This window comes from Serratia quinivorans (assembly GCF_052113645.1).
Classification (GTDB): Bacteria; Pseudomonadota; Gammaproteobacteria; order Enterobacterales; family Enterobacteriaceae; genus Serratia; species Serratia quinivorans_B.
On record NZ_JBIEIU010000013.1, the window covers coordinates 72,038 to 85,989 of the forward strand.

Consider the following 13,952-nt stretch of genomic DNA (forward strand, 5'->3'; position numbering starts at 1 on the left):
ACCATACCGCCAGACAATTTCCGGTGCAATGCGGTTCACAAAATAACCATCGGGAGTAAATTTCGCCAGATGGTTATTTTTCAGCATATATCTCTGAATTATTATGACCGATCGCCGACCCACACTACCATCGCTTTATCGGCGCCGAGCCGGCGGCTGAAGGCATAGTAGTGGGCCGTTTGCTGCGACTGTTGCGTGCCGGCACCGATCGCCGGATGGCGGGCACGGAACTGACCAAGCCGCTGCCAGTGCGCCAGCAGAGGGGCTTTGGCACTCTGCAACTCGCTCCAGTTCATGTCGGAACGGGTACCCTGCAGCGGATCCGATCCGGTTGGGCCCAGTTGACGGCCGCTTTCATCGCCGTAGTAAATCTGCACTGCGCCGGGGGCCAACAACAACAAATCGGCGGCGCGCTGCTGCAGGGGCAACGACCCTTTGGCATCGTTGGCGAAGAACAGCCGGGTATCGTGCGAGGAGATATAGCTCAACACATTGAAATCTTGCAGTTTGTCGGCCATCTGCTGGTAGGTGGCATCGATGTTGGAAAAGCAACCTAGTGCCTGCGAAGCCTGATCCTGGAAATCAAAATTGATCATCGCGTCGAAGCCATTCTGGTAATAGTCGCTTTTCATCACCCCATGGCCCCAGGCTTCGCCGGTCATCCAGAAAGGGGCATCATCCAGCGCCTGTTGCGGATGGGCGGCTTTCCACTCTGCCAGCGCCGCCGTGGCGCGTTGTTTCAACAGCGCCAGCGTGGGTTTTTCTACGTGCTTGGCGGTATCGACCCGAAAACCGTCAATGCCATAGTCGCGTACCCACTGGCTGAGCCAGGTGGTCAGGTAGTCGCGGGTGGTGGCCCCGGGAATATCCTGCGCGGCGGTATCGGGTTTATGCCGATAAAACAGCGGCAGACCACTGGCCCCGGGGGCCTCAGTTTTGATGTCCGGGAGGAAGGCCAACGACATGGTGAGATCGTTGTAGCCCGGCGAATCATAGTCGCCAATATCGGTACGGATCCAGTTTTTGCCCCACCACGCGTCCCAGCCGGCTTTATCACTGAAGTTGATGACATCGTTGAAGCTGTGCCAGTTTTGGCCTGCACCCGGTCGCCAGTCACCCCAATGTTTACCCAGCGTTTTTTCGATTTCATCGCCTTTCAGATACAGCGAACCGAACTGGAAGGTCTGCATATCCGCCAGCGTGGCATAACCGACATGATTCACCACCACGTCAAACAGGATGCGGATACCGCGTTGGTGCGCCTGATCGACCAGCGTACGCAGATCTTGCTCGCTGCCCATATTGGCATCGAGTCGGGTCCAGTCCAGCGCGTAGTAGCCGTGATAGGCGTAATGCGGGAAGTCGCCCTTGGTGCCACCGCCGACCCACCCGTGGATCTGCTCCAGCGGTGAACTGATCCACAGCGCGTTGACGCCAAGCTGCTGCAGATAGTCTAGTTTTTTCGTCAGGCCTGCCAGATCGCCGCCATGGAAGGTGCCGATCTCCTGCATGCCGTCGCTGCGGCGGCCGTAGCTGTGGTCGTTGGCCGGGTTGCCGTTTTCAAAGCGATCGGTGAGGACGAAATAAACCGTGGCATTGTGCCAGTTGAAAGGGGCCGGTTTGTTACTGCCGGCAGACTCCAGCAGCAGCAATCCACCGCTACCCGCGGCGGGTTGCAGAGTGACTTTGCCCTGACTGACCTTCGCCGTTTGGCCTGAATAGAAATCGCGTACCGATTCGCCTTCGGCAAAGGTTGCCGCTACGTCAAGGGTGACTGGCTTGCCGTCCCAGCGTTGGCAGCTACGTGTGACCGAGGCGGTAGCGGTTTCAGGGGCGGTTTTCAGACTGAGTTGCAGCGTCGGTGTGCCGCTGCGGGTATCGACCCGCACTTGGTATTCCCCGGCGCGGAATAACCGCCAGTTGACCGGCGGGTTATCGCCGCAGGGTTGCAGCGATAGGGTTTGATTCAGTTTGACCGGCGCGCTGGGCTGCCAGCACTGCTGGTCCTGATAAATCTTCAGCGGCAGTTCGCCTTTGGGCAGCGTGGCATGGCTGGTGAACAGGCCGTCACCGGAGGATCCGTCAAAGGCCGGGAAGCTTTGCAGCGTCCAGCTTGCCATTGCCGCGGGCGACAGCAGCATTAGCAGGGGCAGGGTAAGACGTTTCATGGCTCTCCTTACGCGTGGCAGGAAGCGTTTTTATTGTAGGGTAACGGCCAGTGTGACAAATGATGAAAAAATAGCCTCATCCCGACGGAAGATTTTCAGGGAGGAGAAGGCAGGGGGAGAACCAAGGCTGTTGTCCGGTGTTTTTTTAATCTATATTACAATGTATACATTGTAGTGTGAGGTGACCTATGAGCGTAATGTCCGTTCGGCTATCGGAAGATCTCAGTGAGCAGCTCGAAGCTTTGGCCAAAGCCACCGGCAGAACAAAGTCGTTTCTGGCCGGGCAAGCCATCCGGGATTTCATCAACCGCGAAGCCTGGCAAATTGCTGAAACTCAACAGGCAATCATTGAGGCGGATCGGGGCGATTTTGCTTCCGACGATGAAATGGCAGCCCGTTTCAAGAAAATGGGAGTGATTGATAACGATGAAAATTAAATGGCTAAGGAAAGCCGCAAGCAATTTTGATGACGAATACGATTGGTTTTATCAAGAGAGTCCTCAGGTTGCGACAGAGTTTGCCAGGGAGGTCCTTCGTTTAGTGAACTTGCTGGTTTCAAATCCAGCCCTGGGCAGGGCTGGCAGGGTGATGGGTACCCGGGAAATTGTGATGAAAACCTTTCCGTACCTGATCCCGTACAGAGTTAAAAACAATGAAATACATATCCTTAGGATATTCCATATGCGGCGGCGTCCGCCGAGAAAGTGTTGGTGATTTTGCATGGATGCCAGTTTTTTAGCCCACTGGCATCCATGAAAGTTACTTCTTCAGCAATTGTGGGTTAACGCAGTTCTCTGTGACCGTGCCGGTCAGGGCAGCAATCAGGTTGTCCACCGCGCAGGCGGCCATACCATAACGGGTCTCGTGAGTGGCAGAGCCGATGTGCGGCAGCGCGACTACGTTTGGCAACGTCAACAACGGTGAAGATACCGGCAGTGGTTCTTGCTCGAACACGTCCAGCCCGGCGGCATGAATAGTGCCGTTCTGCAGCGCCTCAACCAGTGCTGCTTCATCTACCACCGGACCACGACCGGCGTTGATCAGAATGCCGCTCTTTTTCATCTTCGCCAGTTGGTCGCGGCTGATCATATGGAAGGTTTCCTCGGTCAGCGGCAGCGTAATGCAGATAAAATCGGATTCGGCCAGCAGGGTATCCAAATCGCAGCGGCGGGCGTTAAAACGCTGCTCAGCTTCTTCATGCGTGCGACGGGCGTTATACAGCACCGGCATACCGAAGCCGAAATGCGCACGTTGCGCCAGCGCCAGGCCAATACGGCCCATGCCGAGGATACCGATGGTTTTATGGTGCACATCGACGCCAAACCAGTCCGCCCCGATGCTGCCCTGCCATTCGCCGGCTTTCACTCGTTCGGCCACTTCCACCACCCGGCGTGCCGTCGCCAGCACCAGGCTCATGATGGTATCGGCGACGGTTTCGGTCAGCACGGTGGGGGTATGCATCAGCAGCACGTTATGGGCATTCAGCGCGTCAACGTCGAAATTGTCGTAGCCGACGGAAATGGTTGAGGCCGCGCGCAGATTGGGAGCCTGCTGCAGGAAAGCCTCATCAATTTTGCCGCCGGAACCGATGATCCCTTCTGCCTGTTGCAGCGCCTGGCGCAGTTCATCGCGGTTTTCCGGGTTCAGCCCGTCGAAGGCGTGCACGGTGAAGTGCTGTTCCAGTCGTTCACGCAGATCGGTGGGAATGCTTTTGTATAAAACAATAGAAGGCTTCATCAAGAACTCCAGCAAGCTAACGATTAGGACGTTGGGGATCCAACATAACATAAAGCAAAAAGGGTGAAGGGCGCAGCGCCCGTCACCCCGGTCATTCAGGTCGATCAGGCCAGTTGTGGGTGAGCCTCGTTGCGAGCGGGCTTGACGATCAGCGTCACCACCACGGCCACCAGTAGCGCAATGGCCATAAACATATAAGATGCCGCCGGGCTGCCGGTCGCGCCGTTGAGGTAGCCGACGAACCAGGAACCGAAGAAGGAACCCAGCGCACCCATACTGTTGATCAGCGCCATGGCGCCGCCGGCGACGTTTTTCGGCAGCATCTCGGGGATGATGGCGAAGAACGGCCCGTAAGGGGCATACATTGCCGCACCGGCAATCACCAACAGGGCGTAAGAGATCCAGAAGTGGTTGGCGCCGACGGCATAGGAGCCGAAGAATGCCAGCGCACCAACCAACAGCAGAGGCCAGACGAACAGCTTACGGTTTTGCATTTTGTCCGAAGCCCAGGACACCACAATCATGGCGATGGTGGCCGCCAGGTAAGGCACCGCCGACAGCCAGCCGGCTTCCACCATACCCATTTCCATGCCGCTGCGCAGGATGGAAGGCAACCACAGCACGAAGCCGTACACGCCAATACTCCAGGCGAAATACTGTACGCACAGCAGGATCACGTTACGTGAACGGAAGGCTTCACCGTAGTTGCGAACCGCTTTAATGCCTTTCTGTTCTTCTTCCAACTGCTGCTGCAACGCCAGTTTTTCTTCATCGCTCAGCCATTTGGCCTGCGCCGGTTTGTCTTTGACCAGCACCCACCAGCAGAAGGCCCAGATCACCGCCGGAATGCCTTCAAAGATAAACATTTCACGCCAGCCGTAGGCATGGATCAGGTAGCCGGAAACCACCGACATCCACAACACCGTGACCGGGTTACCGAGGATCAGGAAGGTATTGGCGCGCGAGCGTTCTGATTTGGTGAACCAGTTGCTGATGTAAATCAGCATCGCCGGCATCACCGCGGCTTCCACCACGCCGAGGATGAAGCGGATGGCCGCCAGCATCGGGATATTGCTGACCATGCCGGTCAGCGACGCACAGGCGCCCCACAGGATCAGACACCAGAAAATCAGTTTTTTTACGCTGCGGCGTTCGGCATAGATCGCGCCGGGAATTTGGAAAAAGAAATAGCCGAGAAAAAACAGCGCGCCCAGCAGCGATGACATGCCTTTGGTGATGCCCAGATCGTCATTGATGCCGGCTGCCGAAGCAAAGCTGAAGTTGGCTCGGTCGAGATAGGCCAGGCTGTAGGTGATAAACACGATGGGCATGATGTACCACCAGCGTTTAGCCGCGATAGTCGCTTTGTTCATGTTCAGATTCCTCAGTGTTCTCTCAACGCGTCCTGGTTGTAGGGCCAGAGGGACACGTCATGTGGAGAAGTCGGTTAACCGATTATGTTTGTTATATTTATTCAGCCAGTGCCGCGCGGGTCGGTAACCCTTCACTGTCGCCGATGGCCTGAATGGCCAGCGAGCCGATTTTATTGCCGCGTTGCACCGCCTGTTTCAGCGTTTTGCCTTCCAGCAGGGCGCTGATGGTCCCGACGGCGAAGCCGTCTCCTGCCCCCACGGTATCGACCACATTGCTGACTTTGATTGCGGCAACTGCCGCCTGATCGCCCGCTGCGGTTTTAAACCAGGCGCCGTCCGGGCCGGTTTTGATGATCACCGCCTGCACGCCGCGTTCCAGATAAAAATCGGCAATGCCTTCCGGTGTCGACTGCCCGGTAAGAGTTTGCCCTTCTTTCAGCCCCGGCAGCACCCAGTCGGCGGCAAACGCCAGCTTGTTCAACTGCTCGATCATCACCTGTTGGCTGGACCACAGCACCGGACGCAGATTGGGGTCAAACGAAATGGTTTTGCCCATCGCCCGCATTTCGCGAGCAGCATGGTGGCACAGCGCCAGCGATTGACCTGACAGGGCCGCCGCTACGCCGCTCAGGTGCAGATGGCGTGCAGAACCGAAGTAATCGCGGGTGAAGTCATCGACCGACAGATGGCTGGCCGCCGAGCCTTTGCGGAAATATTCCACGCTGGGATCGGTACCATCGGTGGTTTTGGATTTGATCTGAAAACCGGTCGGATAATTAGCGTCCACCGCCACCTGCTGGGCGTTGATGCCTTCTTTTTTCAACTGTTGCAGGGTAAAGCGGCCGAAAGTGTCGTTGCCGACGCGGCTGACCCAGCCGACGTTCAGCCCCAGGCGAGCCAGGCCGATCGCCACGTTCAGCTCGGCGCCGGCAATGCGTTTGGTGAAGTTGTCCACTTCCGCCAGGTCGCCGGTTTGGGTTGCCACAAACATCGCCATGGCTTCACCCAGCGTGACGACGTCCAGTTGCGCGCGATGCGCGGTGGTCAGCATTGTCATGATATTTACTCCGCGCGCAGCAGGTTTACGTAGTAGCGGGTTACGTCTTCCAGACTGTCACCCTGTAGCGGGAATTCAATACCGCGTGGTGCCTCCAGCGGCAGATGGGTCAGCAGATTGCGCCATTTGCCGTCGCTGTCGTCCAGCGCCACGGCGCGCCAGCCTTTCAGACCATGGGTTGCGGCTTTAACGTGAACATAGCTGACGTGGCGAGCCAGGCGTTCGGCGGCGGCGAAGGCGTCTTGCCCGACCCAGTGCCAGTTGGCCATATCGAACGTCATGCTGACCGGCAGGTGGTTATCTTCTGCGGCGTGGAAAAAGGCGTTGAGCAGGGAAAGAATGCCGCAGTCAGGCGTCTGGTCGTTCTCGACCACCAGGCTGACCGGGTGTTGCTCCAGCGCCACTTTCAGTTCGGTAAAGTCGAAGCCCGGCTGATAGTGGCCCAAAGAGAGTTTCAATTGGCGTGCGTTCAGCGTCTGGGCTTCCGCCAGCAGCGCCGGCAGATTCGGGTTGAGCGTATGTTGTGGGGTAAACAGTGCCTCAGGTGCAGAGTAAACGGCAAACAGCGGCTGCTGTTTGATCGCCTGAGCCAGCGCCGGCAGGCTATCCAGCTCTTGGGCAGAAAACAGTTCGCGGCGGATCTCTACGCCATCGGCGCCTGCACCGGCAATGATCGGCAGGAGTGCGGCCTGGCCACCGAGCTGCTGAACGGTATCGGTGCCATAGGCGCCGGTCACCACGATAATTTCTCTTGTCATTTTTTGCTCCTGAGGGGGGAGTTATTCCCTCCGCTGCTGTTAACCACAAGTTAAATGGTACCGGTTCCAGGCGAAAGCGACAGAGTGTAAAAATATGATCGCAATCACGAACCTGAGCAAAAAACAGTCTGACGAGGCGAGGCAGGGGCGACACAAGCCGCGCCCTGATCGGAGAGAAAGAGAGTTATCGGGTGGTGGAGCCGCGGACGATCAGTTCACCGGGGAACATCTGCTCGCTGATGGGAGTATCCAGGCCCTGGATGCGCTGCACCAGTTGCTCCAGGGCGGCGTGGCCCATTTGATAGGTCGGCTGCTTCAGCGTGGTGATGCCGACCCCGGCCAGTTCGGCCCATTCCAGTTCGTCAAAGCCCAACAGGCCGATATCGCTGCCCCACTGGATGCCCAGCCGACGCATGGCGCGCGCGACCTGCAGCGTCAGGGCGCCGTTGGCGGAAATCACCGCCTTGCGCATGCCGCGATGGCGGCTGTTGAAGTCGCCGAGCACCTCTTCCAGTTGTTTGACGTCGTTCAGCGGGACTTCGGCCTGTTCGGCCAACAGCCCGGCATGTTGCGCCATGGTTTGGTTAAAGGCATGCAGCCGTTCCAGCCGGGTATTGACCGTGCCAATCGGTTCGCTGAGAAACAAAATAGCTTCGAAACCCTGCTGCAACAGGTGTTCCGTAGCGGTCGTCGCGGCTTCGTGGTTGTTGAGGCCCACCACATCGCAGGCGAAATCATGAATTTTGCGGTCGATCAGCACCATGGGCAGCATGGATTGTTGCAGCGTCGACAACGCCTCTTCGCGCATGCCGACGGCGTTGACCACAATGCCCTCGACGCGGTAACTGCTGAGCAGTTGCAGGTAGTGCTGTTCCTGATTGACCTCGTTATTGGTGTTACACACCAGCAGGGTAAAGCCGTGCTGACGGCAGGCGGCTTCGATACCGCGCATCACGTCCACCGAGTAGGGGTTGGTAATATCGGCGATGATCAGGCCAATCAGCCGCGTCCGCCCGCCTTTCAGGCTGCGTGCCATCTGGCTTGGGCGGTAGTCGAGGTGCAGGATCGCCTGCTCGATGCGCTGTTTGAGATCGTCAGAAAGCAGGTGCTGCTCACCATTCAAATAGCGCGACACGCTGGTTTTACCGGTCTTGGCGGTTTTCGCCACATCGCTGATGGTGGCCCGCCCCGAGGCGCGTATTGCCTTAACACTGCTCACAACCGATCTCCCCTGTGGTTAATTGCCAAGGAGACTAACACACCCAATGCGTAGCCGGGAATGCTGAATGGGAGACGGGCGGGGGATCAGAAACGGCGGGGCGTGGCGCCCCGCTCGGGATTACTGCAGCGGGCTGAGGGTGATTTCGACGCGACGGTTTTGCGCCTTGCCTTCTGCCGTGCTGTTGGAGGCGATCGGATTATCCGGGCCGGCTCCAGTGGTACGAATGCGGTTAGCCGCCACACCCTGAGTGATTAACGCACTGCCAACGCCGTCGGCACGTTGCTGCGACAGGGTCATGTTCAGAGAACGGGAGCCGGTGCTGTCGGTGTAACCGACCACGTTAACCGCCGTTTTCGGGTATTCCTTCAGTACCATGGCAACGCCGGTCAGGGTGTTGGCACCCGCCGGTTTCAGGGTGGCGCTGCTGCTGTCGAAGGTGACGTTATTTGGCATGTTCAGCACGATATTGTCGCCCTGACGGGTCACGCTGACGCCGGTGCCTTTCATTTTGTCGCGCAGCTTGGCTTCCTGCACGTCCATGTAATAACCGGCACCGCCGCCCAATGCTGCACCGGCCGCAGCGCCAATCAGCGCGCCTTTGCCGCGGTCTTTTTTCGACGAGGACAGCATGCCTACGCCGGCACCCAGCGCGGCGCCAATACCGGCGCCAATACCGGATTTCCCGGCTTCAGATTCCCCGGTGTACGGGTTGGTGGTACAGGCTGACAGCGTGAGCGCTATGCTCACCGCGCCGGCAATAATCGCAATGCGTTTTTTCATCTTTTTTCCTTTGTGGCATCAGAATCTGGGTGCGCCAATCCAATCTGGGGACGCTAAAAACCGTTGTCGGCATGCCAAGACGTGCCGAAGCGCTACTATGACGCGTATCCCTTCCGGCAGTTCCGGAAAAAACGTGACAAAATATAAGTGGATAACGGGCCGAGCCTGTTATCCGGCAAAACGCGAGGGAATACCATGCAGCGGATTCTGAATTGAACGCACCCCGGGACGAGATGCGCTTTTTTTAGCCGGAAGTGACAAGATTTAAACCGCAGACGGCCAGTTCATGATCAAGGTATAGGCCCGAGTTTCTTCATTAAACAGACGCTGCGTCACCTGAAAACCCTGTTTGTGATAAAAGGCGCAGGCGCGCAGGTTTTGCTGATACACCTCCAGGCTCAGCCGGGGATAATGCTGTTGCACGTGCGCCATCAGAGCCTGGCCAACGCCACGGCCGTGAAAGGCCTGTTCAACGAACAGCGCGCCAATAAAGCGTTGGTCCAACACGCTGATAAACCCGACGATTTCCCCTTGATGCCAATAGGCCCAGCTCTGCGCGCGTGGCAGGTAGTTTTCCCGCACCAACGTTGCACTTTCCTGCCAGTAGCTCTCCTTGACGAACGGGTGAGCGGCGATGGTGCTGGGTAACCACAAGGCCATCAGCCGCGCCATATCTGCCGGGTGGCAGGGGTGGATCACTGCGGCTTTGGGTAGCAGAGGCAGCCTGTCAGATGATCGTTCACCAGCCCGCTGGCCTGCATAAAGGCGTAACAGGTGGTGGATCCGATAAATTTGAAGCCGCGTTTTTTCAGCGCCTTGGACAAGGCGTCCGAGCGCTCGGTTTTTGCCGGTATCTGGCTCAGTTCCTGCCAATGGTTGAGCTGTGGTTCGCCGTCGACAAATGACCATATAAAAGTGACAAAATCTTCCCCGGCCGCTTCCATCGCCAGATAGGCTTTGGCGTTGGCGATGATGGCTTCAATTTTGCCCCGGTGGCGGATGATGCCGCTGTCTTGCAGTAACGCTGCTATCTCTTGCTCACCGAGGGTGGCGACCCGCTGTGGATCGAAATTGTGGAAGGCGCGACGGTAATTTTCACGCTTTTTCAGCACGGTGATCCAGGACAGCCCGGCCTGCTGCCCTTCCAGGCACAACATTTCAAACAGCTCGCGCGCATCGGTCGTCGGCGCGCCCCATTCCTTGTCGTGATACTCGAGGTATAACGGATCCGCCGTCACCCAACCGCAACGTTCGTTGGCCATACTGACTGTCCTTGTGCTGTGTTTATTTACAGTAATCATCGCCCGAAGTGGTGAACTTGGCAAGCCCCTGATTGTTTTATCATCAGTCGGCTTGACGTGGCGAAAAAGCCAGCAATATTTACTAGATGGCCGACACTCAAAAAGGCCAATGATAAAAACGTATTTTCTTTCATTTGCTGGCTCTCAGGAGTCTATTCATGCCTCTAAAAATAACTCGTATGCCCCGCCCGGCGGTGCTTGCAGTGGCGATATTATGCAGTATGACGACCCCGGTGCTGGCCTATGACTCACTCTACGTCTTCGGCGACAGTCTGAGCGACACCGGCAACAATGGCCGCTTTACCTACGACAGCAATAAACACCTGTTATATGACGAAGTGCTGGCGCAGCGCATCGGGGCTGCGTTGTTGGCATCGGACGACGGCGGGAATAACTACGCTGCCGGTGGGGGTGTGGCAGTGCCGGCGCTCAATCCGGCGGACAATACCCAGGATCAGGTGCAGAGCTACCTCGGTCAGGTCAATGGCCGGGCTGACGGTGACGGACTGTATATTCACTGGATTGGCGGCAACGATCTGGCGGCGGCGGCGTTAAACCCGACAACCGCACCGGGTGTGGCCTACAACAGCGCCGCGGCGGCGGCCGCGCAGGTTCACTCTTTGCTGAATGCCGGTGCCGGTACGGTGATCGTCCCAACGGTGCCGAATATTGGCTCTACGCCGCAACTGATGGAGCTGATTATCCAGCAGGCATTGACGCCGGTGCAAAACGCGGCGGTACAGGCGGCCTATGCGACCCTTAATTCATTGGTTACGCCGGATAACGACCAGCGTACCCAGGCCATTCATCAAGCCCTGACGGCGGCGGCGCAGCAGGGCAGCGCGATCCCGCAGGTACAGCAGGCGATTGCCACCCAGCTGATTGCCGCTTATGACAGCCTCAGCGCTCAGGCGGCGCAATTGACCGATTTCTACAACCAGAGCGAAGACCGCCTGCTGGCACAGGGGAGCGGTAATATCGTCCGGGTCGACGTAAACAAACTGTTTAGCGAGGCGATTGCCAACCCGGCGCAGTTTGGTTTCACCAACACCGCCGGCATGGCTTGTCCGCCGGGCGTCTCCTCTGCGGTATGCAGCTCCGCCATGCCGGGCTTTGATAGCAGCCAGGCCTATTTGTTCGCCGACCATTTTCACCCCAGCCCGCAGGCGCATCTGCTGATTGCCGATTACATTCAGGCGGTGCTGGACGGTCCGGCGCAGGTGGTGGCGTTGAATCAGGCGACGGCGGCCATGGCGCGCGACAGCCGCGCGACCCTCGACAGCCGTTTCCAGCAGCTGCGCAACGGCGACAACCCGCAAGGCGCGCTGGGGGTGTTCGGCGGCTATGCCGGGCAGCACTATGATTATTCCTCCAATCTGGCGGCGGGAGAGGGTAATGCCACCACCCATAATCTGACGGTGGGGGTGGATTACCAGTTGACCGACGGCTGGCTGATCGGCGCACTGATTTCCGGTTCCAATGATGACCAGCAGCCCTCCAGCCGCTATGACTACAAGGCGCGCGGCCTGCTATTTTCGGCCTTTACTGCCCTTGAGCTGTTCGAGCACGGCTGGGTGAATGCCGATCTGCACTATGCAACGATGGATTACGATGATATTCGCCGCAGCATGCAGCTTGGCGCGTTAACCCGCACCGAAACCGGCAGCACCGACGGCAAGCAATGGGGCGCGCGGGTCACCGCCGGTTACGACTTCCCCGTTACCTCTTACCTGACCACCGGGCCGATGGCGCAGTTCGCCTGGGATTACAGCAACGTCTCCGGTTACAGCGAAGACGGCAACGACAGCACCGCCATGCGGTTTAACGATCAGACCTACCATTCGCAAATTGGCGCGCTGGGCTGGCGGCTGGACAGCAAGTTTGGCCTGTTTAATCCGTACGCCGAGGTGAGTTATCAACATCAGTTTGGTGACGATGTTTACCGTGCCGGCGGTGGGTTGAAATCCACACAAACCTCTTTCACCCGCGACAGTGCCAACCAGGATAAAAACTGGGTGGATGTGACGCTGGGGGCAAATATGCCGCTGACCGATCAGGTGGCCGCCTTCGCCACCGTTTCTCAGACCGGCGGCCTGAGCAGTGGCGAACAGTTCATGTATAACGTCGGTGTCAGCGCGCGTTTTTGACTGTCAGGGAGCCGATCGTTTAGCGGACCCTTTGCGGTACGCCACCGTGAGTGGGGAGCGTACCCTCGGCCACTAGCTTTCTTTCCGGTTGCAGCAGGGTCATGCACAGCATGCTGCAGAAAGACACCACGGCGGTGGCGAAGAACATGGCGCCATAGCCGTGATGTTGCGCCAGCCAGCCACTCAGCATCGGCGCGGTGATCGAGGCAATATTGGCGATCGCCAGCGTCATGCCGCTGTAGGCACCGACGGAAGCCTTGGGCGTCACGTCGATCACCACCGACCAATACACGTTATTGACCAGCGCATTCAGCGCATTGCCCAGCGTCATCAGCAGAATGATTTCGGTCGGCGTGCTCATAAAGGGGATCAGCAAAAAGCAGGTGGCGGTCAGCAGCAAGGTGACTGCCGCGAACAGGTTGCGCGCCAGCCGCAGGTTGCCAAAGCGTCTTAACAGCGCATCGGCGATGCGACCGCCGAGCAGCACGGTAAAGCAGGCGCCGCTCCACGGGATCATCGCGACATACCACAGCGAATGCAGATCGTAGTTAAAAGTATCCTGCAGGTATTTGGGGCCCCAGGTCACCAACACAAAGGTGACGTAGAGGAACGAGAAATAACCCAGGGCGTTAAATACCAGCGTGCGGTTGGTGAAAAAGGCCCACCACGGCAGAGGTGGTTGCACGCTGTCGGCTTCCTGATCGGCACTGATGGTGGCCAGTTCGGCGGCGTTAACAGCAGGATGCTCCTGCGGCGTGTCGGTGAAGAAACGGGCAAACAGCAGAATGGCGATCAGTGAAAACAGGCCCAGCAGGATAAACATGCTGCGCCAGTCATCGGTCAGCAGCAGCAGCCCCACGGCCAGCGGCGCGGTCAACAACGACCCCACCTGAGTGCTCAGCAGCCCGATGCCCAGCGAAAATCCACGCTCTTTGCGCGGTGCCCAGTGGGCGATGGTTTTGTTCATCAGCGCGTAAGCCGGGCCTTCGGCAAAGCCGAACATGATCCGCAGCGCGGCAAAGCCCATGATGGCCGAGCCGCCGAACAGTGCCACGCCCAGTTCACCGGCCCAGGCGGTGGCAATCTCCAACAGCGACCACAGCGCCCCGGCGATCAGCCAGACTTTCTTGGTGCCGATGCGGTCGGCCAGAAAACCACCGCACAGCGAACCGAACAAATAGCCAAAGCCAAAATAGCCCAGCACGGCACCCAGTTGTGCCTTGTTGAAGTTGAATTCACGAGAGATATCGTTGGCGGCGAAGGACAGCGCACCGCGATCGACGTAGTTGATCAGCGCAATGAAGAACACCATGGCGAAAATACGGTAGCGATAGCGGCTGTCGGTTAAGGCGGTAGTCATCGGCGAACCTCCTGAAATGTTTGATATCAGGACGCTAGCAAGGTTGGTG

13 protein-coding genes are annotated in these 13,952 nt (G+C 58.0%); 3 read left to right on the forward strand and 10 right to left on the reverse strand.

Going from position 1 to position 13,952, the window contains the following annotated elements:
- Positions 1–101: 101 nt before the first annotated feature.
- Positions 102–2,168: an alpha-amylase gene (locus ACGS9J_RS21275; protein ID WP_442232742.1), complete on the reverse strand. Its 2,067-nt coding sequence runs from the start codon at positions 2,166–2,168 to the stop codon at positions 102–104.
- Positions 2,169–2,356: 188 nt separating this feature from the next.
- On the opposite strand from ACGS9J_RS21275, the gene ACGS9J_RS21280 reads away from it, so the two are divergent.
- Together ACGS9J_RS21280 and ACGS9J_RS21285 are read left to right on the forward strand one after the other, a co-directional pair.
- Positions 2,357–2,605 carry a CopG family ribbon-helix-helix protein gene (locus ACGS9J_RS21280; RefSeq protein ID WP_442232743.1) on the forward strand — a complete coding sequence of 83 codons (249 nt, stop codon included), beginning with the start codon at positions 2,357–2,359 and terminating at the stop codon, positions 2,603–2,605.
- Positions 2,595–2,882, forward strand: a complete 288-nt coding sequence (locus ACGS9J_RS21285; protein ID WP_442232744.1) for a type II toxin-antitoxin system RelE/ParE family toxin — start codon at positions 2,595–2,597, stop codon at positions 2,880–2,882. The genes ACGS9J_RS21280 and ACGS9J_RS21285 overlap by 11 nt, the downstream gene beginning before the upstream one ends.
- A 45-nt stretch (positions 2,883–2,927) precedes the next feature.
- On the opposite strand, the gene ghrB is transcribed toward ACGS9J_RS21285, so the two are convergent.
- From ghrB to ACGS9J_RS21325, 8 genes are all read right to left on the reverse strand, one after another.
- On the reverse strand, positions 2,928–3,905 hold the full coding sequence (ghrB, locus tag ACGS9J_RS21290) for a glyoxylate/hydroxypyruvate reductase GhrB (protein WP_442232745.1): 978 nt from the start codon (positions 3,903–3,905) through the stop codon (positions 2,928–2,930).
- 104 nt (positions 3,906–4,009) lie between these two features.
- Complete coding sequence (locus ACGS9J_RS21295) at positions 4,010–5,278, reverse strand: MFS transporter (protein WP_442232746.1); 1,269 nt, start codon at positions 5,276–5,278, stop codon at positions 4,010–4,012.
- Positions 5,279–5,375: 97 nt separating this feature from the next.
- A complete protein-coding gene (locus ACGS9J_RS21300) occupies positions 5,376–6,335 on the reverse strand; it encodes a sugar kinase (protein ID WP_442232747.1) in 960 nt (319 codons plus the stop codon).
- Positions 6,336–6,340: 5 nt separating this feature from the next.
- Positions 6,341–7,093 (reverse strand): sugar phosphate isomerase/epimerase family protein, encoded by a 753-nt coding sequence (locus tag ACGS9J_RS21305; protein ID WP_442232748.1) that lies wholly within the window; start codon positions 7,091–7,093, stop codon positions 6,341–6,343.
- Positions 7,094–7,277: 184 nt separating this feature from the next.
- Positions 7,278–8,294, reverse strand: coding sequence for a LacI family DNA-binding transcriptional regulator (locus tag ACGS9J_RS21310; protein ID WP_442232814.1), 1,017 nt, complete (start codon positions 8,292–8,294; stop codon positions 7,278–7,280).
- A gap of 138 nt (positions 8,295–8,432) precedes the next feature.
- Positions 8,433–9,095 carry an OmpA family lipoprotein gene (locus ACGS9J_RS21315; protein ID WP_442232749.1) on the reverse strand — a complete coding sequence of 221 codons (663 nt, stop codon included), beginning with the start codon at positions 9,093–9,095 and terminating at the stop codon, positions 8,433–8,435.
- Between the two features lie 264 nt (positions 9,096–9,359).
- A complete protein-coding gene (locus ACGS9J_RS21320; protein WP_442232750.1) occupies positions 9,360–9,794 on the reverse strand; it encodes an N-acetyltransferase in 435 nt (144 codons plus the stop codon).
- Positions 9,791–10,357, reverse strand: a complete 567-nt coding sequence (locus ACGS9J_RS21325) for a DNA-3-methyladenine glycosylase I (RefSeq protein WP_442232751.1) — start codon at positions 10,355–10,357, stop codon at positions 9,791–9,793. Before ACGS9J_RS21325 ends, ACGS9J_RS21320 begins: the two co-directional genes overlap by 4 nt.
- Before the next feature lie 197 nt (positions 10,358–10,554).
- Between ACGS9J_RS21325 and ACGS9J_RS21330 the strand changes: the two genes are divergently transcribed.
- Positions 10,555–12,543 (forward strand): autotransporter outer membrane beta-barrel domain-containing protein, encoded by a 1,989-nt coding sequence (locus tag ACGS9J_RS21330; protein WP_442232752.1) that lies wholly within the window; start codon positions 10,555–10,557, stop codon positions 12,541–12,543.
- A gap of 19 nt (positions 12,544–12,562) precedes the next feature.
- Here ACGS9J_RS21330 and ACGS9J_RS21335 read toward each other — a convergent pair whose 3' ends face one another.
- On the reverse strand, positions 12,563–13,903 hold the full coding sequence (locus ACGS9J_RS21335) for an MFS transporter (RefSeq protein WP_442232753.1): 1,341 nt from the start codon (positions 13,901–13,903) through the stop codon (positions 12,563–12,565).
- Positions 13,904–13,952: the final 49 nt, after the last annotated feature.